Genomic DNA, 23,496 nt, shown 5'->3' with positions numbered 1-23,496 from the left:
TTAGAGTTGGGATAATAATTCGGACTTTTTGTTTTCATATTCAGCCTGTGTAATAAGCTGTCGGTCGTAGAGTGTTTTCAGTTTACGTAGTTTTTGGGTGAGTTCGTCCTCCTCGGCGTCCCTATTAGCAGCGGCCTGCGTGTCAGCCGGAGCGGGAACGGACGGGCTGTACTCTTTCTCTGGTGTTGTAGGTACGGCGGGCATCGGCCCGGTAGGAGGAATGGTTCGGGGGCGCTCCGGAGCGGCGGCAACATGTTCAACCGTCGCGGGGCGTGTTGCTGTTTCGGAAGGCTGCGCGCCGGAGGTCTTGGCCAACGGTGTAGGAGGCTGCTCCAACGCCTGTTTAATCAGCTGGTAGAGCTTCCGCGCCTGTACCTTCGGAATGTAATCGATAGTCAGGTTTTCCCCCGCAGCCGGAATCACGGTTACCTTACAGCCAAAAATCTCTTCCTTGAAAGCAATGTCTTTAATGTCGCTCCAGGAGAATATCTCGAAGTTTGTCGCGAAACCGAGCTTTGTAAATTCACATAAAAATATACGTTTGTTGCTAACCGTTATACTGTCGGGCAACAGCGTCACTGCTGGCTTTTTTTGGACGGAGATGTACTGTATAAATTCGCCTCCGGTCAACATGTCAACAATCTTATCATGGATCTTTTCCACCACTTTGGCGTCCTGTCCATCTTGAAGAAATTTATCAATACTCATTATTTCGTTTTTTCTTGTTCGTTGTCGTGATCCGTTGTCCGAAACCAGTAGCGGATCGCCAATGCCGGCTTATGATTTTCCTGCAACACAAAATACGAATTCTCCTTTTACCGGATGGTTTTCGAAATGTAATTTTAATGTTGTCAGGGTTCCTCTTACCGTTTCCTCGTACATTTTACTTAGTTCCCGCGATATCGAAGCTTCCCTGTCTTCACCGAAGTATAGGATAAAGTCGTCCAACGTCTTTTGTATACGGTGGGGCGATTCATAGAAGACCATCGTGCGCGTCTCTGAAGCAAGTTGCTTCAGCCGGGTTTGCCGGCCTTTTTTTACGGGGAGAAAGCCTTCAAAGCAAAAGCGGTCGTTCGGAAGTCCCGAATTGACCAGCGCCGGGACAAAGGCTGTCGGTCCGGGGAGACACTGAACTTCAAGCCCCGCCTTTATTACCTCCCTGACCAGGAGAAATCCGGGATCGGATATAGCCGGGGTCCCAGCGTCGGAGATCAGGGCAACCTGCTGTCCTTCCTTTAGAAACCTGATGATTTCGGCCACGGCCTTGTGTTCGTTATGCTGATGATGTGCTAAGACTCGCTTTTCAATACCAAAGTGTTTCAATAAGGGAGCACTTGTCCGCGTATCCTCAGCGAGGATCACATCCGCTTCTTTGAGGATGCGTATTGCCCGGAGCGTCATATCCTCCAGGTTGCCGATAGGGGTTGGTACCAAGTAAAGCATAATCAAAGGTAAGAAATAGTCGTGAGTACTACCGATGCGTTGAAGACAAAATTAGGAAAGGCTGAGATGTAGTAGGGGCGGAGGAGAGGCGGAGGTTGTCTGGAAAATGATTATGTTGGGAGAGCTACTTTAGGTACGTTAGCCCAGGTGTGGTCTATGTCTGCGCTTGTAACCTAACGAAGCACGCCCAACCGTTAGTCTTCAAAACTAACAAAATCATCACCATCGTACGCAAACTCAATGAGGTCGGTGTAGATGTCCTGTTCCAAAATTTCTAAATCCTTTAGCATATGATTCTATTTTTAATTTTACATTACGAATGTAGGTATGGTATATAAACTCACGATCATGTATACATCAAGTAATTGTTAATTTTCTAATGATATCCCAAATATATATTAAAATGTCAATGTTTTAAACAATTAAGTGGCAATATTATATTAAAATTGTCATAGTATTGTATTGTTTATTAAAATGGGCTATATCGATTACACTTCTTATCTTTGTCCTTCTAATTATTCGTTCATATATGTTACAGATAAATTATATCCGTGAGAACAGGGATGCAGTAATCGAGCGGTTGGCAGTTAAGAATTTTAAAGACGTGGCGCTGGTGGATGAGGTGATTCACCTGGATGAGTCGCGCCGTAAAATTCAGAACGAGTCGGACGCTATTGCTGCAGAGGCCAATGCCGCTGCCAAACAGATTGGCGATTTGATGCGTCAAGGAAAGAAAGATGAAGCTGACATGGTGAAATCTAAATCCGCCGGATATAAAGAGCAGGTGAAAGAGCTGACAGAAAAGTTGGCGGAGATTGAGCGGACTTTGCAGGATAAAATTGTGCAGTTACCCAACCTGCCACATTCGTCGGTTCCGGTAGGCAGCTCAGCGGACGATAACGAAGTTGTATTAGAGCACGGCGCAGTCCCTACGTTAGCGGAAGGAGCGCTGTCGCACTGGGAGCTGCTGAATAAATATGATATTGTCGATTTAGAACTGGGAGTGAAGGTAACAGGGGCAGGGTTTCCGGTCTACAAAGGGAAGGGTGCGCGTTTACAGCGTGCGTTGATTAACTTCTTTCTGGATGAAGCCGTCGAAGCGGGTTATAGCGAAGTACAGGTGCCCATACTTGTGAACGAAGCGTCGGCTTTTGCAACAGGTCAGCTGCCTGATAAAGAGGGACAGATGTATCACGTCGGCGGGGACGACCTATACCTGATCCCGACAGCAGAAGTGCCCGTCACCAACTTGTATCGCGACACCATCGTCAAAGAAGAGCAATTCCCGATCAAACATTGCGCGTATACCCCATGCTTTCGCCGGGAGGCCGGTTCCTACGGCGCACATGTGCGCGGTCTTAATAGGCTACACCAGTTCGACAAGGTCGAAACGGTACAGATAGTCCATCCCGATAAGTCGTATGAGGTATTGGAGGAGATGAGTGCCTACATTCAGAAATTGCTGCAAAAGTTAGAACTGCCCTACCGCGTGTTACGCCTGTGCGGAGGCGACATGAGTTTTACATCCGCACTGACGTACGATATGGAGGTGTATAGTGCAGCACAGCAACGCTGGCTGGAAGTGTCGTCGGTATCCAACTTTGAGACCTACCAAGCTAATCGACTGAAAGTGCGGTTCAAAAATGAGAGCGGTAAAATGCAGCTGGCACACACGCTAAACGGTTCAGCGCTGGCACTTCCAAGGATTGTGGCGTCGATTCTGGAGAACAACCAGAGCGAGCGCGGCATCCGCATTCCGGCTGTTTTAGTGCCTTATACAGGATTTGAATGGATCGATTAATTAACAAGCTGTTATCATAAAGCTGTTATTATATAATGCCCCGTAAAGCTGCAAACTTTACGGGGCTTCGTTTTTAATTTTTTTGCTAGGTAACAGCAACTTTACCACAGCTGCTTAACCTGGTAATGCATCCTTCCTCTAGAGTTAGCGAAGCGGTCTGTGCGGATCGGCCTATAAATAGGAATCCAGACTCCTTTTTAGTGTAAGCTCCTTAGTGAACCGCTTCATACGAAGAATGGTGTTGCAACCGAAATCACAGCGATTGCCTCATCGTTCCGTTCGGCAAGACGTTACACGATGACTTGTCTTGTACATGATCGTCGCAGCGTCCCGCTGCCATGTACACACGTGTGTACATGCTTGCTTAGGCCTTCCGGGGCTCCATTCTGACTAAGTACTGGTCGTTGTCATCCTCAAAAAGGATCTGTACAACCCAGCCCTCTTCGTTGGCGATCTTGATCAGCTCCTGCTGATCGATGTATAACCATTGAAAAGGTTTTCCGAAGTTTCCCTTGTATTCATATTGAAACCGGATTTCTCCAAAATAATGGTCGGGGAGAGGAATGCGGTATTCTTCATACAGATAGGAGATGTCGGAAGAATCAAAAAGGAGTTGTCCTCTGTCGGAAAGCAGGTTTTTGCTATGTCGGAGCAGCTGCCGTAGCCCGGCGGTAGTTCCGGCCAGACCGATTCCATTCATTAGGAAGAGCAACGTGTCATAACCGGCGGTCTGCAATGCGAAAAAATCGTCCCTGATAATATGGTGTACGCCACGCCGTTCCATGATGCTGCAGGCGGACGCCGATATTTCGAGGGCGTCGACGCGGAACCCCTTCTCCTGCAGGTACAGCGCATGGCTACCTACGCCGGCTCCTACATCAAGTACATGGCCGTCGCAGAGGGCCAGCGCAATATGCTCCAGCTCCGGAAAATCGGTTTCATCCCTAAAAAAAATGTCGACCGGCATCTCTTCGATATCGCCGTAGCTGCTGTGCAGCCGTAAAGGATCTTTCAGTTCCCGAAGCACGTGATAATCATACAAAGCTTCTCCATAGACGTCGCGCTCCATAACTAGTCGTTGATTTTTAATATTTGTTTGGCGATGGCTATTTCCTCTGCCTGCCCTGTGTGTTTGCCGGGTTCGTCGGAAAGCTTGATCACAGCCGTCCAGTCGCCGTCATCCGGTTTTGTTTCAACCATCTTTAAGACGATATTCATACGTGGCAAGCCGACATCGTTGGTAAAATCCGTTCCGATGCCGAACGAATAGCCGATTTTTCCATCACAGAATTTCGCTATATGTTCCACCTTCTCATAGTCGAGGCCATCCGAGAAAATGATTGTTTTTGCTCGAGGATCTATACCCAGTCTGCGATAATGATCAATTGTCATCTGCGCAAACGTAATGGGGTCGCCGCTATCGTGCCGGACGCCATCGAACAGCTTCGTGAGCTTCTTATCGAATTGTTTGAAGAATACGTCTGTCGTATAAGTGTCGGATAGCGCTATACCGAGATCTCCGCGATATACGTCTGACCAGTGTTCCAGCCCGAGGAGATTGGCCATCTTATACCCGTACTTCGCGGCGTGAAACATGAACCATTCGTGTGCATGCGTCCCGATAGGGGTTGTCTCGTACTTCATGGCCAAATGTACATTCGATGTGCCGATGAAGGTACGGGAGGGGTGGTTTTTTAAGGTCCGTATCACGAGGTCGTGGACTTCATATGAATGCCTCCTGCGTGTGCCAAAGTCGGCAATAGTGATATTGAGCTTATCATATTTCACCATTTTGTCTTCCACAATTTTGCAGACCTCCGCGTTGGAGACCCTCTCCTGCTTATTTGCTTTGTAGTAGAGCTCACATATCAGCGACATAATAGGTACTTCCCAAAGTATGGTACGGTACCAGTAACCTTCAACGCTCACCGACAGTTCTCCGTCTGTTTGCTGTATCAGCACCTCATCCGGATCATATCGGTAGCCCTCCAGGAAGTCAAGGTAGGTAGGTTCGATATATGGGCATTTCTTTTGAAGGAATGCTTTTTCGGCTTTCGTCAATTTAAGTTGCGCCATTTCGCCGATGGCTGCTCTCAGTAGGCTATCAAACCCGTCCGGAAAGTGGTGGTTGCCCCGGTTGATGAACTGATAGCGGGCTTGCGCTTTCGGAAAGAGTTTGCTTACGGCAAACTGCATGGTGAACTTGTAGAAGTCGTTATCGAGGATGGAGGTAAATGTTGCCATGTTAGCCTTTTACGTAAATTATACAAAATTAGGTGAAGTTAAGGAATTACCCCAAAAATTAGCTTTGTTGATCGTAATTTGTTGTACCGGATGATATTTTTCCGTAAATGATTTGGTAAATATAACCTTCTTCTGTGGGCTGTATTTTATTTCATAAATTGAAATTTCGTTTTCAACGATTTCCAGAAAATCTATTTCCGCCTGTTGTGTATTTCTCCAAAAATGAAATTTTCCATAAAAACCGTCGTATGAAAGAGGTTTTATCTTTTCACTAATAATAAAGTTTTCAAACAAACAGCCTATATTCTGTCTGTTTTTCAGTGGATTAAATTGACCTATAATTGCATTTCGGATGCCGTTGTCATAAAAATACACCTTTGGTTTTGAAGTGATTTCATTCCGTTGGTTAGTAGAAAATGGATACAAACGGAAGATGACAAATGCTTTTTCAAGTAAATCAATGTAGTTAACCACCGTGATTCTGTCTACTCCAAGGATTTTTGAAAGCTCGTTGTACGAAACTTCGCTTCCAACCTGTAAGGCCAAAGCGTTTAATAGTTTCAATAATAGATCGGGCTTTTTGATATTTACTAATTCCAAAATGTCTTTATAGAGATAACTACCGGAAAGCTGTAATAAAATTTTTTGTTTACGGCTTCCGGTAACTACTTCGGGATACATTCCATAAATTAAAAATTCTTCCAGCCTGTTTAGGAAGCCGTAATGTCCCCTAATTTCTTTCCAGCTCAACGGAAACATTTGATGTTCCCATTTTCTGCCTGTAAGTGGTTCGTTGAGACTGTCGCCTAATTCCAGCGTGCTGGGACGTGTGAGTATGATTTGTTTGCCCAATTTGGCATCAATAAGCATCTTAACGGTGATACCGATATTTTCAATACGCTGTGCTCCGTCAATGACAATCACTTCATGATCTGCTACCGCATTTTTAAGAAAATTAAAATCAGCATTTATCAAAAGTCAAACGAGTTTGTGGGTCATCGCCATTTAGATAAAGGACATTTTTATTTTCCACCAATTGGGTTATTAAAGTTGTCTTACCCACTTGACGAGCGACTGTAAGTACGATAGCTTTTCGGTTATCCCAATCTTGTTGAATAGTGCTATTTAGTTCTCGTTCTATCATAATACAATTATAATATTTTGGGGTTGTACACACAAAATATTATAATTTTTTAGGGTTGTAACCTCAAGATTTCGTTTTTTTGGCTAATCTGTAGCCACCACCGTAGACTGTATTAATCTGTATGGAAGGGTATTCTTTGAGTAGCCGCAGGGCACGATGGGAGGGTTGGCGAAGTTATGGGGATAGGGCGTCGGCGCACAGGGGAATCCAAGAATCCCGGAGATTGCTGGACACCCGAATAAGTTCGTCGTCCAAGAAACTGCCTGAAGGCCTGAGACTTAAAAAAGGAGCGGCTAGCCTTTCGCTAACCGCTCCACATGTTTCAATTAAAAAATAGAATGTTATCTTGTTCTGCCGCCTCCTCGCTCGCGGTTCCCTTGCTCTCTGTTTTGGTTCCGGGATACATTTCCGCGGCTGCTTTCAGAGCGGCCACTGTGTTGTCTGCTGACCTGCGCCGGTGTGCTGCTACGTTGGCTGGCTGCCTGATATACCCGCTGGTTCGCGGCACGTCCGCTTTCCTGATTTCTGGAGCGGCTTTCATTACGGTTAGGCGTCGGTTGCCTCCTTTCCGTCCTCGGGCGCTCGGTCGTACCGCGGCTGCGGTCCACTTGCTGGGATCCACGGCTGCGCTCCGCCCGCTGCACCTGCGGCTGTGCGGCCGATCCGGTATTCCGGTTGGCGCGGGTCTCGGACGATCTCGCTTCGCGCGCCGCAGGGCGCTCATTGGAACGGTTTCGGCCTGTAGTACGCTCGCTGCTGCGAACCTCCGGTGTATTGCCGCGGGCTACACGGCCTTGATTGCTATTGCCGTTACCACGTGCCGGGTTGTCGCCGATATAGCGCTCATTACGTCGTGTCTGCGGCGTATTGCTATTGCCTCTTGAGCCACGGACATCTTCCGTACGGCGTGCGTTATTCCTGCTCACCGATCCGCTATTGGAACGGTCGGGCCGGTAAATGGATACCGAACGGCTGTCTACACGTGATCTGCCGGGGCGGTCCGCCGTGCGGATGGTCCGTACATCGACACGTCTGCCCAGGTGGCGTTCAATGTCGCGACGTCCGGGGCCGCCATAGTAGCGGTTGTTGTTGACTATATACGTGTTATTTATGATCGTTGTACGATTATAAATTACCCTGTCGCCGTACCTCCAATGTCTGTGTATGGAGCGGTCATAGATGCGACGGGCGGGTATGAACACCCAAAAGTTTAATGGAAGACCAACAGAAACCGAAACCCGTACACTGGGCTGCATAGGTGCCCAGCCATAGTAGTCGGCTCCGCTTCTCCACTCCACCCATGCAGGTCCCCACTCGTATCCGGGAATCCATGCCCATCTGTTGGCGGGCGTATATATCCACCGCCCGTAATGGAATGGAGCCCATCCCCAGTCGTAGTTCGAGACCCAGGTATTTCCATACTCCGTCATCGTCCAGTAGCCGTTTGTTCCATAAGGGCGGAAGTCACGGCCCACATTGGGATACCATATATCGCCATAAGAGGGATCTCTATCCCAATAACCATACGGCGAAAGTTCTTCGTAGAATAGGTCGAACGACACGGAACCATAAGGCTGTGCAGCAGTATTTTTATAGGGGATTGCACTAAAGATGAACGCCAGTAAAGCGATAAGTAGTGTCGATGTTTTCGCCGATTTCATGATCTTCTGTTTTAGGTGAAACTTCCTGTTCTATACATCGAGCCTGTGTGGCAGCGCCGCGCAGACTTGTGTTCTTTATAGGTAAGACCAATGCGGCTGTTCAAGGTTTAATCGCCTGCATAAAGTTGTAAACAAACGGTAAATAATTTCGTTTACTAATTATTAGCATGCTCCGGTTTAGACAGAAACATAAAAGTTTGTACCTTTGTCGGGTATCTTTTGAAGAGACATCAACATGACATCAGCTTTAACTTCATACTTGAATGGGAAGTAAAATAGAAAAACTACTTATCGAGTTCGCAAGAATCCATCGGTTTATGATGAGCTTTTTGCGAGAAGCGGTATCTCCACCTTATGAATTCAAAGAGATTATTCGTCAATGTTACGAAATCGGCTGGAAATCCTTCCCATTAATAAGTTTAACAGGGTTTATTGTGGGTTTTGTATTCACGAAGCAGTCGCGCCCCTCGCTGGAGGAGTTTGGGGCCACCTCGTGGCTCCCGGCGTTAATCTCCATAGCCATTGTCCGCGCTTTAGCGCCTTTGGTTACCGCGCTGATCGCTTCCGGAAAGGTGGGTTCGCAGATCGGCGCAGAGCTGAGCTCGATGAACGTCACCGAACAAATTGATGCAATGGAGGTCTCGGGAACGAACCCTACTAAATTTCTGGTCTCTACAAGGATCGTCGCTACCACATTCATGATTCCGGTTTTGTGTTTTTATGTTGCGGGCATAGGGCTCCTCGGCGGTTATCTGAGCATCACGGCCAAGGATGACCTCAGTTTTCTTGCGTTTTTTACGCAGGTGTTCAATGCAATAGAAATCAAAGATATTTTCGCAATGGTCCTGAGAGCCGTGGTTTTCGGCTTTACGATCGGATTTGCCAGTTCTTATGTAGGTTATTACTCCTCGAAAGGGACCGAAGGCGTCGGTAAAGCCGCAAACAGTGCTGTGGTATCGTCCATGTTCCTCGTGTTTATAGAAGAATTGCTTATTGTGCAACTGTTGTCTCTAATCAGTTAGGCGGATATGGAAAAAGGAAAAGTACAGATTAATTACGATGATGTTGTCATCCATGTAGATAAGGTCAGTAAGTCCTTTGGCGATCTACATGTCCTTCGGGACGTCGATTTGAAGCTATACAACGGTGAGAATCTGGTGGTGCTAGGGCGATCGGGAACAGGGAAGTCCGTCCTGATTAAGCTGATTTCGGGACTGCTTAAGCCGGACAAGGGAGACCTGATGGTGCTGGGCGAGGCGGTGAACCGACTGGACGACCGGGAGCTTCGTGCGTTGCGGCAGCGGATAGGTTTCTCGTTCCAAAACAGTGCGCTTTACGATAGTATGACTGTGCGGGAGAACCTCGAGTTTCCGCTGGTGCGAAACAAGCGGAACTTAACACGTGCAGAGATCGACAAAGAGGTCGAAGAAGTGCTGGATGGCGTCGGTCTGCTACGGGCAATTAACCAGATGCCGTCAGAACTGTCGGGAGGACAACGGAAGCGTATCGGTATAGCGCGGACACTGATCCTGAGACCCGATATCATGCTGTATGACGAGCCCACCGCAGGGCTTGACCCCATCACCTGTCTGGATATAAATTCTTTGATCAACGAGGTGCAGGAACGTTATAACACATCTTCCATCATCATTACACACGATCTGGCCTGCGCCAAGATGGTGGGCGACCGTATGGTCATGTTATTGGACGGAAAATTTGAACGGCAGGGATCATTTAGTGAAATATTTGATACGGACGATGAACGGGTAAAACCATTTTATGATTATAATTTTATTGTTTAAAAGTATATGAGTACAAACGAAAGGAAGCGTACGCTTACAGTTGGGTTATTTGTTTTACTAGGGCTGGTAATTTTGGTAGCCGGTATCTTAGTACTGGGCACCCAACAGAATAAATTCAGTAAGAACCTTGTGGTAACAACGTATTTTCACGATGTGAAGGGCTTGAAGGTAGGGAACAACGTGTGGTTTTCGGGTGTGAAGGTTGGTATTGTCAAAGAAATTAAATTTCAGAGTATCAACGACGTCAAGGTGGTTATGCATATTGAAGAGAAGTCTAGCCAGTTTATACGGGAAGATGTTGTCGCCAAACTCGGATCGGACGGTCTGATCGGTAATGCGATTGTTAGTCTTGTCGGGGGGACAGATAACGCATCGCCGATTAAAGACGGTGTTGTGATTAAATCGGTCGGCGGAACCGACACCGATGCCATGTTTGCGACGCTGCAGACAAACAACGAGAATTTGGTAGAGATCACCAAGAACTTCGCTATTCTTTCTAAGCAGATGGTCGAAGGAAAGGGTACCGTTGGTGCTTTGATGACGGACTCGACGATTGCAATGTCCTTGAAAAGTTCTGTAAATTCATTAAACGAAGTGATGGCAGATGCGAATAGGGCGTCCGAAAACCTTGCAGCGCTGATGGCGAAGTTAAATAGCAGCCAGGGATTGATTCATGACCTGACGACCGATACGGCAGTTTTTGCCAGTTTACGGGAGTCGGCAGCGCAGCTACAAGGGGTTACGCAAACGGCGTCTGCCTTAATGACGAATTTAAACGAAACGACAAGCCGCCTAAACGATAAAGATAATGCGATTGGTGTGTTAACAAACGACCCCGAAGCGGCGGCCGAAATCAAACAGATTCTTCGAAACCTTAATCAAAGTACGGAGAAGTTGGATGATAATATGAAGGCTCTACAGAGTAACTTCCTGTTTAGAGGATATTTCCGGAAACAACAGAAAGAACAAGAAAAAGCCGCTAAAGATTCTTTGAAGATGTAAATTTGTGGAAGTGTAAGGGGGTAAAGGCGTTAAGCGCGACTTCGCCGCTCATCGAGTTTGCGGCTTTACAATAAGCAGATAAACAAATCAACAACTTCACGATAAGTTAATCCGATGAAAATAACGGACAAGGATGTCATCTATGAGGACAACCATTATATAGCCATCAATAAGCGGGCGGGAGATATTGTTCAGGTCGACGACACGGGCGACACGTCGCTGGAGGAGATGGTCAAAGCATATCTGGCCACGAAGTACCAGAAGCCTAACGGTGCGTTTCTAGGGGTTATACATCGGTTGGACCGCCCCGTAAGCGGGATGATTCTCTTTGCCAAGACAAGCAAAGGATTGGATCGGATGAACCGGCTGTTTCACGACCGGAAAGTCTCGAAAACCTATCTTGCGGTGGTGCGCAACCGTCCGCCAAAGCCTGCCGACACGTTGAAGAACTGGTTGCTGCGTGACCGTAAGAAGATGGTTACCAAAGCCTATGACCGCGAGGTGAAGGGGGGAAGCTTTGCGCAGCTGGATTACGAGGTGGTCGGCGAGCTCGAGGGGTACTACCTGCTTCGGGTGACGCCACTAACAGGACGTACACACCAGATCCGTTGCCAGTTGGCCTACATGAACTGCCCCATTGTCGGTGATAATAAATACGGCTATCCGCGTGGAAGCCTGCGGCGTTCTATTTGCCTTCATTCGAGGGCGCTCTCTTTTATTCACCCAATTAAGGAGGAGAAGATGCTGCTTGAAGCCAGTCTTCCAGTTGACGGCTTCTGGGAGAAATTTAACTCGTTGCTATAGGATGGTTGATAGGGTTGATTCTAAAATGTAAAGTCGTTGATTTGTAAAGTCGTAAAGCGAGAGGCTAATAGCTAATGGCAGATAGCAGATGGCTATAAGCCGTAAAGTTGTTGATTTGTAAAGTCGTGAAGATATAAAGCCGTGGCTCTAAGTGCAAAAGATTGACCTCGTAGAGGTCATATTTCAATAGAAAACCGTGTGCCCAATGACACGACCCTGACGGGGTCGAATATATTTTGAATGGCTAATGGCAGATGGCTAATGGCTGTGGAGACGCAAGATCTTGCGTCTCCACGAAATTTTAGGTACTTTTGTCATATGAATACAAAATGGATTCCATTTTTGACGATCGGCGTATTGCTTATCTTGGTTTTTGTCTTTTCAGATGTGTCGGGTCAGTGTGCGATGTGCACCCTAAATGCTGAAAACAGTACGACGAATGGGAACACCCAGGGGAAGGGGCTTAACGACGGGATTTTATTCTTATTGGCCATCCCATATCTGATAGCGGTCGGTATCGGTATTCTGTGGTATAAAAAGTACCGGAAGTCGCATGCCAAGCCGGCTTCTCCTTTTGATAAATAGTATCCGGCGCTTGGCCGTGAGGCGTCCTTCTGTGACAACGCAAGAGACTCAGATGCGATTGCGTCCGCGCGGTGCCGAAGGCGGACAATACCGTCATCGATCCAATTACTCTCCTTCTGTAAACGCCAGGTATTTCATTTTGCTGTCGAAAATAAAAACCTTTTCGGGATGGTTCGTCACGATGTAGGCCTGTATTTTCGAGAGGATGTTGTCCTGGAACGACTGCAGCACACGCTCGTCGGGGGCAACAAACTGAAGGCAATACGTTGTCCCTTCATGCGGAGAATCCAACATTTTTAAAAAACGGATATCATAGGAAGTCTGTTGAAGATTGGTCTTCAGCCAAGCTAGTAGTTCTTCGCGGCTGCTGTCTTCTACGATAAGCGAAATGTTATATAAAATCATGGTGCAATATTACGCAAAAAAAGCGTCATTGCGAGGAGGAGGCACGGCGAAGCGATTTTATAGCTAATGGCAGATGGCTGATAGCAGATGGCTATTAGCCGTAAAGTCGTCGATTCGTAAAGATGTAAAGTCGTTGATTTGTGAAGATGCAAAGTCGTAGGCCAATACGACGATTGACCCCACAGGGGTCATATCCCGATAGAAAGCCGTGCATCAATAGCACGACCCCGACGGGGTCGAATAAAAAAAGCGTGGAATCCCCCGTCATCCCAAGGAGGCACGGCGAAGCGATCTTATAGCTAATGGCAGATGGCTGATAGCAGATGGCTATTAGCCGTAAAGTCGTTGATTTGTAAAGTCGTTAAGTTAATAGCTAATGGCAGATAGCAGATGGCTGATGACTATTAGCTGTAAAGTTGTTGATTCGTAAAGATGTAAAGGCCCGAACTCCTAGGATGAACCGAAAATTACCTCATACCTAGTTTCTAATTACTCAAATCTCCCTACTAACATCTATCTTCTCACTTCTCCATACCAACTACTCCTTCCATTGTCTATCCTTCGACAATGTCAGGCTGAGCACTTCGGCAGGCTCAGTACAGGCTCTGTCGAAGCCAAGGGATAGTCGCCGAAGCTGGGGCCCGGTGTAAAAATAAGGTTGCAGATGGCAATTATTAGTAAAAATTAGCAATATTTGAAATTGGAATAGGATTGGCATATGTTTAGATTTTCGCTTTGGGTGTTTGTTGTCTGTCTGTTTGCTGCGGTGAGTTCGTGCGGAAGCAAACAAAGTACCAATGGCTTAATACCCGTAGAGGACTTTTTTGTAAAACCCGAGAAGAGTAATTTCAAGCTATCTCCGGATGGGAGTAAGATTGCTTACTTAGGGGTCGACGATCATTGTAAGAATATTTTTGTGCTCGATCTTCACAATAAAGACCGCTCAAAGCAACTGACTTATCAATCAGACATGAACGTGCAGTACTTCTTTTGGGCATCAGATTCACTCATTGTCTACGCAAATAGCCATTCTCCCGGAGATAGCCTCCGTATATTCTCGATCGATGTGCAGTCGGAACGATCTACGGCTTTGTTTCCTCCAAAAAAGGGCCGTCTGCGCTGGGTATCGCCGCAGAAACTTCACCGGGATTATCTGCTCGCTTCGCTGAACGACCGGGACTCTACGGTCTTCGACCTATATAAAGTTTACGTAGACGGCCGGGGGCTACAGCTTGTTACCCAGAATCCGGGAAACGTATCTAGTTGGTTTGCTTCGCCCGACGGCAAAGTGCGCTTAGCGGTAACAAGCGATAGCGTACAGGAAAGTATTCTATACAGGCCCGACGAAACGGCGCCCTTTAAACAGGTTAGTATTACCGACTATCAGACGCAAATCCGTCCACTCGGATTTGTAAAAGACTCGTTAGATCTTATTTATGCGTTATCAAATCAGGGACGGGATAAACTGGCTCTTGTAGAATATAACATCGCAATAGGACGGGAGGAACGCTTGCTGTACAGCAACAGACACGTCGACCTGGAGCCAGAGGGGTACTCGGATAACCTACAGCAGATGGTTTTTAGCCAATACACGCTTGATAAAGTGGAAAAACACTTTTTCGACCCCGTCTTTCAGAAACGTTTCGAGAAGCTGTCTGCCCAGTTTAAAGGACAAACGGTTGACATTCTGGATACCGACACGAGCCTAAACCGCTGGATTGTCAAGGTATATACCGACATGCATGCTGGTGGTATTTATTTCTATGATGCGGCTACCAATGAGGTGCGTCTGCTGACAGAGGTGAATCCTAAACTGACACATGCGGTGCTTTCTCCAAAGGAGCCCATCAGCTTTCAGAGCAGGGACGGCTTGACGCTACATGGCTACCTGACATACCCACCCAACCGGCGCAGGGAGTCGTTGCCGGTCGTCGTCTTGGTTCATGACGGCCCGAACCGCAGGGAAAGCGTAGACTTTGATGCTGAAGTTCAATTTTTAGCCAATCGGGGCTATCTTGTTTTTCAGCCTAACTACCGCGGATCTTCAGGATACGGAAAAAAGTTCTGGGCGGCGGGATTCAAAGAGTGGGGGGGGAAAATCCAGTCGGATATCATCGATGGCGTGACATGGCTTATTCACCAAGGTATCGTCGACAAGAACAGGGTGGCGATCATGGGAAGCGGTTTTGGCGGATATTCGGCGTTACACGCGGCGACATACAACTCGTCGTTTTACAAATGTGCCATATCGATGTCGGGATACACGAACCTATTTACCTATTTTAAGGAGATTCCGCCGCATCAACAGCAATATGTCAGGCTATTTTATAATATTATTGGAGATCCAAGCCGTGAGTACGAAATGTTCAAGGCGATATCGCCGGTATTTCATGCCGATAAGGTAAAAATTCCGGTGCTGTTTGCGCAGGGAGGGAACGACAGGTTTAGCTCACTGACAGACGCCAATCAATTTGTGCAGAAGCTGAAAAACAATAACGTGCCCATCCGGTATATATATAAGGAAGATGAAGGCAGACGGTTCCGGAGTGAGGAAAATATAATATACTATTATCAAGAAGTTGAAGCTTTCTTAAAAGACTACCTCAAATAGTAAATGGCGCATAACCAGTTAAAATACCGCAAAAATTTTGGTTTGCTGATCGCCTTCGTGGTTCTGGTGACGGTGTTGTTCGTTGTCGCCATGCTAGCTGCGCGTTCAATGATCGCCAACTTTATTGAGACGGAGTTTAACAACAGAAAAGTAGAGATCTTCGATCAGTCGGTGCAGCCGTTCAATGAGTTTTTCAATGATAAAATTCCGGAAATTTCCTATTACCAGGGATATCTGGATTCCGTCAAGGCCGCGGCCTACGTTAACGACGTTATCCGCAAGAATGCCTTTGTAGAAAGCGTATTATTTTACGACCTTGCCGTCACGAATTCCGATTCGATCGAGTCTGGAATAAAATACAATCACCTGCTAATCTATCCGAAGAGTGTCATCTCCTTTTCCCTGGACGCAGAGAATCGACTGGTCGCACAGCGTAAGAAGAGTAACGAAACAAGGGCGTACGTGGAAGATTTCAACAATATGGTCTTAAAGTTCGTAGGCTTTCTCGACCGCGTGAACGACTCTACACGGATGTCGGATAACGACATTTATAAAGTATTTTATACCATGTCGGCCGGAAAGGTTTCGTACATGAATATACCGCGCATCTCTGATCTGTTGGCGTACAAACGTATGATGTCGTCCGCGGACAGCGTTATAGTATCGTACGATCAGGACATGTTTCTGTTCCTGATTAATCCGGGGAAGATAAAAATAAAGAACGTGGCTTCCAACTTGTACGAGAAGGTGGAGATCCTTCCGATCGTATCCGGCCAGGTAACGGATCAGCAGTTTTACTTGCAGACGGAGCTCGCCCTGCCCGGTGCGCTATCCGATTATAAGCTGCAGTACACCAGTTCGGAAGGGTTTATCAATAAAGAGATCAATCGCCGCTTTCTTCCGACGAGTTTCGGCCTGTCTGTTGTCTATCTGATTCTGATGTTCATCGCCTATCTTATCTATCGGAACATTACGATTAACAGCCGGTTATTTCAGCTACAGTATGATTTTATCAACAACCTGACACACGAATTTAAAACGCCGGTCAGTGTCATCAAGATCGCCGGAAACAATATTCAGAGTTCCGAAAAGCTTTCCGTCGATGAACAGCGGATGTACGGAAAAATTCTGGATCAGGAGGCGGATAAGCTGAACAGCTTGATGAATAAACTCTTATCCTTTGCCCAGATTGAAAATAAATCGATAAAACCCAACAAGGAAGAGGTGGTGGTCGAGGAATTCTGTGCGCCTATTTTTGAAGCGGTCAAGCTCAAATATCCCGATTTAAACTTTTCGTACCATATCGATGTCCAAAACAATATGATTGTCGACTCGACGTTATTGTTAAGTGTATTCCAAAACCTAATTGATAACGCGTATAAGTATTCTGAACCACAGCGTAAGTTTCTGGATATCGAGGTGCAACAAAACAAAAAGAACTTTGTTATAAAATTTAAAGATCAGGGAATCGGTATAAATAAAAAGGAATTTAATAGTATTTTTAAAAAGTTTTATAGAGTAAAGAACCAATTTAATCAACAAGGCAGTATCGGTTTGGGATTGGCATTTTGCAAAGAGATTGTTGATTTTATGGGAGGAGAAATCAAAGTGGACAGTGTTGTTAATCAGGGCACGACGTTTACATTGCTTCTTCCACTTGGTCCAAAAAAGAATTAAGCAGTATTATGAGTAAAGATATCACCATTGCGGTAGTCGAAGATGACGAAAATTTGCGTTTTCTGGTCGCACATCGTTTGCTAACAGAAGGATATAAGGTAGTTCAGGCGTCTAATGGCTTAGAAGCAGAAGAGATAATTTTACAGCAGAAGCCTGCCGTTGTCCTGTTAGACTGGATGCTTCCGGGGAAAGAAGGCATTGAAGTTTGTGAGGCTGTCCGGAAGGGCGGCTTTGAGAACATCATCATCATGATGACGGCTAAGTCCCAGGACGTTGACAAAATAGATGCTTACAGCTATGGTGTAACAGACTATATTACCAAGCCGTTTAACATGGACGTACTGGTAGCGATGATCGAGAACAAGGTTCGGTTTTTCCTGCCGAAGAACAACGATGTGTACACCTTCGGGCATACCGAGCACCATCCAAATATACACTCGCTGATCCGGGATGGGAAAAAGATCGAGCTGACGATCCTCGAAAACAGAATCTTATTGTACTTTCTTCAGAATGTCGGGAAAGAGATAACGCGCGAAGAGCTGATGGAAGTGGTATGGGGATACAGTTCCAATGTAAACACACGCACACTGGATATGCATGTGGTACGTTTACGTAAGAAGATCGAGATAAATCCCGATAAGCCTCATTATCTGCAGACTGTGCGGGGACTGGGGTATAAATTCGTTGATACCGACGAGGAAGAATAAGTAGAAGAAATTTGGTTTTATCAAAGTTGATTGCTATCTTAGCATTCAACGAGCAAGACCATGTTGTCCTTTGGAGGACGGTGTGGTCTTGTCTTTTTTTTGATTTTTTTGGCCTACAGGAGTCAGTGCTAAGAAAAATAAATTATAGATGGGTTCTGGCAAGCTTGATTACGTTTCAAGAGCTCATTGTTTGAGGAAAATAAATTAAGTAAAAATATGGCAGAAGTAACTTATTACACGCAAGAAGGATTAGATAAGCTGAAACAGGAGTTGCACTATCTAAAAACGGAAGGTAGAGCTAATATTGCTAAGGCGATAGCAGAGGCAAGAGACAAGGGAGATTTGTCCGAAAACGCGGAATATGATGCGGCTAAAGAGGCTCAGGGACTGCATGAAGCCAAGATCGCCAAATTAGAGGAGGTTTTATCCAGTGCACGGCTGATAGACGAGTCTTCGTTGGACACGTCTAAGGTCTTGGCGTTGTCATATGTGAAGATCAAGAATAAAAAGAACAACGCTGTGATGACGTATCAGCTGGTGTCAGAAACGGAGGCGGATCTTAAATCCGGCAAGATTTCCGTTAAATCGCCAATCGCGCAGGGACTTCTTGGAAAGTCCGTAGGAGAAACGGCCCAGATCGAAGCGCCGGCAGGCGTACTCGAGTTCGAAATCCTGGAGATCAGTAGATAACGATATGTGAGGTTATGTGCGGTATTGCCATAACCGCACATCATCTCCGCTATACAAAAAACGGCTGCTATTTATGGCAGCCGTTTTTCTTCTGCAGCTACTGGCAGCTTTTAGAAGTTAGAAGCTAGATGTGAGAAGCTAGATGTGAGAAGTGAGATGTGAGAAGTGAGTATTGAGTAGTTAGTGAGAAGTGAGAAATTAGATTTGAGTAGTGAGATTTGAGTAATTAGAAACTAGGTATGAGGTAATTTTCGGTTCATCCTAGGAGTTGGGGCCTTTACATCTTTACGAATCAACAACTTTACGGCTTATAGCTATTAGCCATCTGCTATCAGCCATCTGCCATTAGCTATAAGATCGCTTCGCCGTCCCTCCTTGCGATAACGGGGGATTCCACGCTTTTTTTATTCGACCCCCTCGGGGTCGTGCTATTGATGCACGGTCTTCTATCGGGATATGACCCCTGTGGGGTCAATCGTTGCTTATGAGTCTACGGCTTTACATCTTTACGAATCAACGACTTTACAACTTTATGTGTTTGCTATCTGCCATTTGCTATTAGCCATCTGCCATCGGCTATTAGCCACTCACTTTGCATCTTCACAAATCAACAACTTTACGGCTAAAAGCCATCTGCCATCTGCTATCCACCGTGGCGGAGATCAAAAGGCGGGGATATTCCAAACGATTATAATTGCATATAAAGGCAATTTTATCTAAGTTTGTTATTCTTAATAAGACAGAAATATGTCCACAATATTTTCAAAGATAGTATCTGGTGAAATCGCCGCCTACAAAGTAGCTGAGAGTAACGATTATTTAGCCTTTTTAGATGTACACCCGTTGACAAAAGGGCATGTGCTAGTAATACCGAAAAAAGAAACCGACTACATCTTTGATATTAACGACGATGAGTATATGGGAATGTGGGTTTTTGCGAAGATAGTAGCGCAAGGCATACGAAAAGTGTTCCCTTGCCGCAAGGTAGGAGTCGCGGTAGTAGGATTGGAAGTTGCTCATGCACATATTCATCTTATTCCGCTGAATAACGTAGATGACATGAACTTCGCCAGACCGAAGCTTACGTTGGCCGACGACGAGATGGTAGGTATTTCGGAAGCCATCCGCGAGGCAATTTCAGAGGTCACCAATTCGTCGAAATAGTAGATAACAAGGGAAGCAAACAAAAGCAAGAGAGCGTTTTGACTGAAGATGTCTACAAGCCGCTACATCCGGCGCATTTTCAAGCAGGGGGTTTTAGATCCAGAACGCGATTGATTAAATAGAACGTATGCAAGATTTTTGGCTGTCCTTTCAACAATTGATGGATCCCGAGTATTTGCTAAGTCACGGCGGATTTTATATTGTTGTACTGATTGTCTTCGCAGAAACAGGCCTTTTTTTCGGATTCTTCCTGCCAGGGGACTATCTGTTGTTTTTAGCAGGACTATTTTGTGCACTCGGAAAAATAGATGTCGACATCACAACAATGTACCTCGGTATATTGGGCGCCGGCATCCTCGGTAATTTTACGGGCTATTGGTTTGGCTATCGAACGGGCCCCGTCCTCTTTAAGCGGAAGGACTCCCTGCTGTTTAAGCGTAAATATGTCATTATGGCTGAAGAGTTCTATCAGAAATATGGCGGTACTGCGCTAATTATCGGGCGGTTTGTCCCTATTATTCGTACCTTTGCACCCATATTTGCCGGAGTCGTCAAACTAAACTTCAGAAAGTTTGTCATTTATAACGTTATTGGGGCCTTTTTATGGGCCAGTTTGTTGACGTTGACAGGATACTTTCTGGGCGTGAAGTTTCCGACTATCATCGACTATGTAGAGTATATTATCGTCGGTCTGATCGTGATAGCGTTCTTACCGATTGTCTTTGCTTTATTAAAGCGATGGCTTAAAACTAAAAAAGAAAACAAAACAAACAGTAATAATAATTAATGAGTAAACAACATCCTTGGCACCAGGTAGCTCCCGGGAGCGATGTGCCGAATACGGTTAACGCGATTATTGAGATCACTAACGGTTCAAAGGGAAAATACGAACTTGATAAAGAAACAGGACTGCTGCTATTGGACCGTGTCCTAAGTTCATCGGTCGTATATCCTGCTAATTATGGCTTTATCCCGCAAACATATTGTGACGATAAAGACCCCTTGGATATTTTGGTGATCTGTTCTGTGGATATTTTACCGATGACCTTGGTAGAAGCAAAAGTTATAGGTGTCATGCACATGGTTGATGGCGGTGAGCAAGATGATAAAATTATCGCTGTCGCTAAGAACGATCCTACCTACAACCATATCAACGACATAGAACAACTCGCTCCGCATATCATGAAGGAAGTTGTACAGTTCTTCGAAAGCTACAAAGCCTTGGAGAAAAAGAGTGTTGTCGTGAACGGAACTTTCGGCCGCGAGCGGGCGCAGGAGATCATATTGGAAAGTATCGAATTGTATAAGAACGAATTCGGTAATAAATAGTCGACATGGCAATTGATGTTTTTTGGACAGTATTTTTGGTTTTAGCCAACGGCTTTTTCGTGGCGGCGGAATTTGCAATTGTAAAAGTCCGTGCGTCTCAGATTGAACTGCAGGCGAAATCTGGAAGTAAGGTGGCCAAAATTGCCAAGAATATCACAGAACACCTCGACGGCTATTTAGCGGCGACGCAACTAGGCATCACATTGGCTTCTCTTGCCCTCGGTTGGGTAGGAGAGGCTGTTATGACAGAGATCGTTCACAAGATTTTTGGTGTTTTTAATATCGAACTGACGGGGAAGATTGCTAAAAACCTCGGACATGTACTTGCATTCAGCATTATAACCTTTCTGCATATTGTATTTGGAGAGCTCGCACCTAAATCGATCGCAATACAGCGTCCTGTGGCGACAACCATGCGGATAGCGGCTCCATTGCAGTTTTTTTACTATATCTTCAAGCCGATCATCTGGGTGCTGAATGGCTTCGCCAATTTCTTGTTACGCCTGATCGGAATCGAAGTGCATGGACACGAATCCAGCCACTCGTCGGAAGAACTTCAGTACCTGCTCGAGAAGGGGAAGGAAAGTGGAGCATTGAACAACGCCGAACACGAACTGATTAAGAACGTGTTCGACTTCAACGAACGGATCGTCAAGAATATCATGGTTCCGCGGACAAAAATCGTTGCGATCGAGATGTCGGATACGGCAGAAGACTTTATTAACACGGTGACGGAGGAAGGTTATTCCCGTATTCCTATATACGATGATAATATCGATCAGATAGTTGGTATTGTTCATACGAAAGACATCTTGCCGATTATAGTAAAAGGAAAGGAAGTGGTTCTGAAGAATATCATGCGGAAACCATATTTCATTCCGGAAACGAAAAAGATTAACGACCTAATGACGGAGTTCCAGCAGAAGCGCATCCAGATAGCGATCGTGCTGGATGAGTTTGGGGGAACGGCGGGAATGGTAACATTAGAGGATATCGTAGAAGAACTTGTTGGTGAGATTCAGGATGAATACGACGAGGAGACGCCGGTGGTTGAACGTATTTCAGAAACGGAATATATGGTCGACGCCGGAGCGAGCGTTCACGATGCAAACGGTTACCTGCCGCTGGAATTGCCGGAGAGTTCGGACTACGATACAATTGCCGGACTGGTGAGCCATTATTTCGAGAAAATTCCCGATGTGGGAGAAACCAAGGAAGTTGAAGGGTATTCTTTCACCATTATGAAGAAAACCCAACAAAATATTGAGTTCGTGAAGCTGGAGCTGGTTGAAACACCTCACGACGATATCGACACCGAATAACATGCATTTATTTTTTACGCCTACGATAGCGCCTCATCACACGGGCTTTATCCTAAGTGAAGAGGAAAGCAAACACGCTATCCGTGTGCTTCGTCTGAACCTTGGGGACACAGTCTATCTGGTTGACGGTGTCGGCGGCTGGTATACTGCAGATATCCTTGATCCGCATCCTAAGCGTACCACATTAGCTATACGTCAGGTTGAACAACACTATCAGAAGCCGGCTTATTACCTGCATATTGCTGTTGCGCCGACGAAGAATATTGATCGGATCGAATGGTTTCTGGAAAAGGCGACAGAGGTTGGCGTGCAGGAGATCACGCCGATTATCACTGCACATTCGGAACGTAAGGAAGTGAAAATAGAACGCCTGAACAAGGTCGTGATTGCGGCCATGAAGCAATCCTTAAAAGCCTATCTCCCAAAAATAAATCCTGCGGTCTCTTACGGGCAGTTTCTCCAAAGCATAGGACACGATGCATACACCACGAAGGCTATCGCACATTGCGCTGACGGCGACAAGCAGTATTTAAACGACGTTTGTCCGCCCCGTGGTAGATATCTTATCTTAGTTGGGCCAGAGGGCGACTTTTCCGAAGGCGAAATTGGACAGGCCCTGGCATTGGGTTATCAGCCGGTTTCCTTGGGGAACAGCCGCTTACGCACAGAGACGGCTGCGCTTACGAGCTGCATCGAGGCGGCGCTTTTAAATCGTCTTTAATATCTGCCGCAAAGCCGTTGATTCGTAAAGATGTAAAGTCGTTGATTTGTAAAGTCGTGAAGTGAGAGGCTAATAGCCGATGGCCGATGGCTATTAGCTGTAAAGTCGTTAATTTGTAAAGTCGTGAAGTGGAGTTGGAAGTGAATGGCTAATGGCTGATAGCAGTGGAGACGCAAGATTTTGCGTCTCCACTACTCAATACTCACATCTCACTACTAACATCTAGTTTCTCACATCCCCTAATCCTTCGACAATCGAAGGCGGAGTACTTTGTTCTTCCTCCCTTCCGAGCTGTCTATAACGGAGGTCAACGGGCCATTCAATTCGGCTATAATACCCAATTATTTCGGAAGTCACTGGGCCAAAAAATCTCCTTAATTTCGG

At 46.0% G+C, this 23,496-nt stretch carries 23 protein-coding genes; 15 read left to right on the top strand and 8 right to left on the bottom strand.

Annotated features, from left to right (window positions below; genetic code table 11):
- Together BC792_RS06845 and rsmI are read right to left on the bottom strand one after the other, a co-directional pair.
- Positions 1-708, bottom strand: coding sequence for a PH domain-containing protein (locus BC792_RS06845; protein WP_148908250.1), 708 nt, complete (start codon positions 706-708; stop codon positions 1-3).
- Between the two features lie 69 nt (positions 709-777).
- Positions 778-1,443, bottom strand: a complete 666-nt coding sequence (gene rsmI / locus BC792_RS06840) for a 16S rRNA (cytidine(1402)-2'-O)-methyltransferase (protein WP_148908249.1) — start codon at positions 1,441-1,443, stop codon at positions 778-780.
- Positions 1,444-1,972: 529 nt separating this feature from the next.
- Between rsmI and serS the strand changes: the two genes are divergently transcribed.
- Positions 1,973-3,244: a serine--tRNA ligase gene (serS, locus tag BC792_RS06835; protein WP_148908248.1), complete on the top strand. Its 1,272-nt coding sequence runs from the start codon at positions 1,973-1,975 to the stop codon at positions 3,242-3,244.
- 364 nt (positions 3,245-3,608) lie between these two features.
- Here serS and BC792_RS06830 read toward each other — a convergent pair whose 3' ends face one another.
- The 5 genes from BC792_RS06830 to BC792_RS06810 all read right to left on the bottom strand — a co-directional run bounded on the left by BC792_RS06830 (position 3,609) and on the right by BC792_RS06810 (position 8,293).
- Positions 3,609-4,313 carry a class I SAM-dependent methyltransferase gene (locus BC792_RS06830; RefSeq protein WP_148908247.1) on the bottom strand — a complete coding sequence of 235 codons (705 nt, stop codon included), beginning with the start codon at positions 4,311-4,313 and terminating at the stop codon, positions 3,609-3,611.
- A gap of 2 nt (positions 4,314-4,315) precedes the next feature.
- Entirely contained in the window at positions 4,316-5,488 is a 1,173-nt protein-coding gene (gene pncB, locus BC792_RS06825; protein ID WP_148908246.1) for a nicotinate phosphoribosyltransferase, read from the bottom strand.
- Positions 5,489-5,506: 18 nt separating this feature from the next.
- Complete coding sequence (locus tag BC792_RS06820) at positions 5,507-6,463, bottom strand: ATP-binding protein (protein ID WP_148908245.1); 957 nt, start codon at positions 6,461-6,463, stop codon at positions 5,507-5,509.
- Positions 6,450-6,632: an AAA family ATPase gene (locus tag BC792_RS18690; RefSeq protein WP_148908244.1), complete on the bottom strand. Its 183-nt coding sequence runs from the start codon at positions 6,630-6,632 to the stop codon at positions 6,450-6,452. The genes BC792_RS06820 and BC792_RS18690 overlap by 14 nt, the downstream gene beginning before the upstream one ends.
- 341 nt (positions 6,633-6,973) lie before the next feature.
- On the bottom strand, positions 6,974-8,293 hold the full coding sequence (locus BC792_RS06810) for a DUF6600 domain-containing protein (protein WP_148908243.1): 1,320 nt from the start codon (positions 8,291-8,293) through the stop codon (positions 6,974-6,976).
- 263 nt (positions 8,294-8,556) lie between these two features.
- Between BC792_RS06810 and BC792_RS06805 the strand changes: the two genes are divergently transcribed.
- From BC792_RS06805 to BC792_RS06785, 5 genes are all read left to right on the top strand, one after another.
- Entirely contained in the window at positions 8,557-9,315 is a 759-nt protein-coding gene (locus tag BC792_RS06805; protein ID WP_148908242.1) for an MlaE family ABC transporter permease, read from the top strand.
- Positions 9,316-9,321: 6 nt separating this feature from the next.
- The gene (locus BC792_RS06800) at positions 9,322-10,095 is read left to right on the top strand and encodes an ABC transporter ATP-binding protein (protein WP_148908241.1); all 774 of its coding nucleotides are present in this window, start codon (positions 9,322-9,324) and stop codon (positions 10,093-10,095) included.
- A 6-nt stretch (positions 10,096-10,101) separates the two neighbouring features.
- A complete protein-coding gene (locus tag BC792_RS06795; protein WP_148908240.1) occupies positions 10,102-11,097 on the top strand; it encodes an MlaD family protein in 996 nt (331 codons plus the stop codon).
- 114 nt (positions 11,098-11,211) lie between these two features.
- Positions 11,212-11,901, top strand: a complete 690-nt coding sequence (locus tag BC792_RS06790; protein WP_148908239.1) for an RluA family pseudouridine synthase — start codon at positions 11,212-11,214, stop codon at positions 11,899-11,901.
- A 318-nt stretch (positions 11,902-12,219) separates the two neighbouring features.
- The gene (locus BC792_RS06785; protein WP_148908238.1) at positions 12,220-12,486 is read left to right on the top strand and encodes a hypothetical protein; all 267 of its coding nucleotides are present in this window, start codon (positions 12,220-12,222) and stop codon (positions 12,484-12,486) included.
- Between the two features lie 105 nt (positions 12,487-12,591).
- Here the strand turns inward: BC792_RS06785 and BC792_RS06780 are convergent, their stop codons facing one another.
- Positions 12,592-12,891: a DUF4286 family protein gene (locus BC792_RS06780; protein WP_148908237.1), complete on the bottom strand. Its 300-nt coding sequence runs from the start codon at positions 12,889-12,891 to the stop codon at positions 12,592-12,594.
- A gap of 718 nt (positions 12,892-13,609) precedes the next feature.
- Between BC792_RS06780 and BC792_RS06775 the strand changes: the two genes are divergently transcribed.
- From BC792_RS06775 to BC792_RS06735, 9 genes are all read left to right on the top strand, one after another.
- Positions 13,610-15,502, top strand: a complete 1,893-nt coding sequence (locus tag BC792_RS06775; protein WP_148908236.1) for a S9 family peptidase — start codon at positions 13,610-13,612, stop codon at positions 15,500-15,502.
- Between the two features lie 3 nt (positions 15,503-15,505).
- A complete protein-coding gene (locus BC792_RS06770; protein ID WP_148908235.1) occupies positions 15,506-17,179 on the top strand; it encodes a sensor histidine kinase in 1,674 nt (557 codons plus the stop codon).
- A gap of 8 nt (positions 17,180-17,187) precedes the next feature.
- Positions 17,188-17,886: a response regulator transcription factor gene (locus BC792_RS06765; RefSeq protein WP_148908234.1), complete on the top strand. Its 699-nt coding sequence runs from the start codon at positions 17,188-17,190 to the stop codon at positions 17,884-17,886.
- 216 nt (positions 17,887-18,102) lie between these two features.
- Positions 18,103-18,576: a transcription elongation factor GreA gene (gene greA, locus BC792_RS06760; protein ID WP_148908233.1), complete on the top strand. Its 474-nt coding sequence runs from the start codon at positions 18,103-18,105 to the stop codon at positions 18,574-18,576.
- Between the two features lie 747 nt (positions 18,577-19,323).
- Positions 19,324-19,740: an HIT family protein gene (locus BC792_RS06755; protein ID WP_148908232.1), complete on the top strand. Its 417-nt coding sequence runs from the start codon at positions 19,324-19,326 to the stop codon at positions 19,738-19,740.
- A gap of 127 nt (positions 19,741-19,867) precedes the next feature.
- Positions 19,868-20,527, top strand: a complete 660-nt coding sequence (locus BC792_RS06750) for a DedA family protein (protein WP_148908231.1) — start codon at positions 19,868-19,870, stop codon at positions 20,525-20,527.
- Positions 20,527-21,069, top strand: coding sequence for an inorganic diphosphatase (locus tag BC792_RS06745; RefSeq protein ID WP_148908230.1), 543 nt, complete (start codon positions 20,527-20,529; stop codon positions 21,067-21,069). Before BC792_RS06750 ends, BC792_RS06745 begins: the two co-directional genes overlap by 1 nt.
- A gap of 5 nt (positions 21,070-21,074) precedes the next feature.
- The gene (locus BC792_RS06740; RefSeq protein WP_148908229.1) at positions 21,075-22,391 is read left to right on the top strand and encodes a hemolysin family protein; all 1,317 of its coding nucleotides are present in this window, start codon (positions 21,075-21,077) and stop codon (positions 22,389-22,391) included.
- 1 nt (position 22,392) lies between these two features.
- Entirely contained in the window at positions 22,393-23,112 is a 720-nt protein-coding gene (locus BC792_RS06735; protein WP_148908228.1) for a 16S rRNA (uracil(1498)-N(3))-methyltransferase, read from the top strand.
- The last annotated feature ends 384 nt before the right edge of the window (positions 23,113-23,496 follow it).

Origin of the sequence: Sphingobacterium allocomposti, from assembly GCF_008124885.1 — a bacterium.
GTDB lineage: Bacteria > Bacteroidota > Bacteroidia > Sphingobacteriales > Sphingobacteriaceae > Sphingobacterium > Sphingobacterium allocomposti.
This window is presented reverse-complemented; position numbering and strand designations above follow the sequence as displayed.

What these genes read in the sequence shown, in the direction of transcription:
- BC792_RS06845 (WP_148908250.1), bottom strand. Translation starts at nt 708, where the DNA reads ATGAGTATTGATAAATTTCTTCAAGATGGACAGGACGCCAAAGTGGTG.
- rsmI (WP_148908249.1), bottom strand. Translation starts at nt 1,443, where the DNA reads ATGCTTTACTTGGTACCAACCCCTATCGGCAACCTGGAGGATATGACG.
- serS (WP_148908248.1), top strand. Translation starts at nt 1,973, where the DNA reads ATGTTACAGATAAATTATATCCGTGAGAACAGGGATGCAGTAATCGAG.
- BC792_RS06830 (WP_148908247.1), bottom strand. Translation starts at nt 4,313, where the DNA reads ATGGAGCGCGACGTCTATGGAGAAGCTTTGTATGATTATCACGTGCTT.
- pncB (WP_148908246.1), bottom strand. Translation starts at nt 5,488, where the DNA reads ATGGCAACATTTACCTCCATCCTCGATAACGACTTCTACAAGTTCACC.
- BC792_RS18690 (WP_148908244.1), bottom strand. Translation starts at nt 6,632, where the DNA reads ATGATAGAACGAGAACTAAATAGCACTATTCAACAAGATTGGGATAAC.
- BC792_RS06810 (WP_148908243.1), bottom strand. Translation starts at nt 8,293, where the DNA reads ATGAAATCGGCGAAAACATCGACACTACTTATCGCTTTACTGGCGTTC.
- BC792_RS06805 (WP_148908242.1), top strand. Translation starts at nt 8,557, where the DNA reads ATGGGAAGTAAAATAGAAAAACTACTTATCGAGTTCGCAAGAATCCAT.
- BC792_RS06800 (WP_148908241.1), top strand. Translation starts at nt 9,322, where the DNA reads ATGGAAAAAGGAAAAGTACAGATTAATTACGATGATGTTGTCATCCAT.
- BC792_RS06795 (WP_148908240.1), top strand. Translation starts at nt 10,102, where the DNA reads ATGAGTACAAACGAAAGGAAGCGTACGCTTACAGTTGGGTTATTTGTT.
- BC792_RS06790 (WP_148908239.1), top strand. Translation starts at nt 11,212, where the DNA reads ATGAAAATAACGGACAAGGATGTCATCTATGAGGACAACCATTATATA.
- BC792_RS06785 (WP_148908238.1), top strand. Translation starts at nt 12,220, where the DNA reads ATGAATACAAAATGGATTCCATTTTTGACGATCGGCGTATTGCTTATC.
- BC792_RS06780 (WP_148908237.1), bottom strand. Translation starts at nt 12,891, where the DNA reads ATGATTTTATATAACATTTCGCTTATCGTAGAAGACAGCAGCCGCGAA.
- BC792_RS06775 (WP_148908236.1), top strand. Translation starts at nt 13,610, where the DNA reads ATGTTTAGATTTTCGCTTTGGGTGTTTGTTGTCTGTCTGTTTGCTGCG.
- BC792_RS06770 (WP_148908235.1), top strand. Translation starts at nt 15,506, where the DNA reads ATGGCGCATAACCAGTTAAAATACCGCAAAAATTTTGGTTTGCTGATC.
- BC792_RS06765 (WP_148908234.1), top strand. Translation starts at nt 17,188, where the DNA reads ATGAGTAAAGATATCACCATTGCGGTAGTCGAAGATGACGAAAATTTG.
- greA (WP_148908233.1), top strand. Translation starts at nt 18,103, where the DNA reads ATGGCAGAAGTAACTTATTACACGCAAGAAGGATTAGATAAGCTGAAA.
- BC792_RS06755 (WP_148908232.1), top strand. Translation starts at nt 19,324, where the DNA reads ATGTCCACAATATTTTCAAAGATAGTATCTGGTGAAATCGCCGCCTAC.
- BC792_RS06750 (WP_148908231.1), top strand. Translation starts at nt 19,868, where the DNA reads ATGCAAGATTTTTGGCTGTCCTTTCAACAATTGATGGATCCCGAGTAT.
- BC792_RS06745 (WP_148908230.1), top strand. Translation starts at nt 20,527, where the DNA reads ATGAGTAAACAACATCCTTGGCACCAGGTAGCTCCCGGGAGCGATGTG.
- BC792_RS06740 (WP_148908229.1), top strand. Translation starts at nt 21,075, where the DNA reads ATGGCAATTGATGTTTTTTGGACAGTATTTTTGGTTTTAGCCAACGGC.
- BC792_RS06735 (WP_148908228.1), top strand. Translation starts at nt 22,393, where the DNA reads ATGCATTTATTTTTTACGCCTACGATAGCGCCTCATCACACGGGCTTT.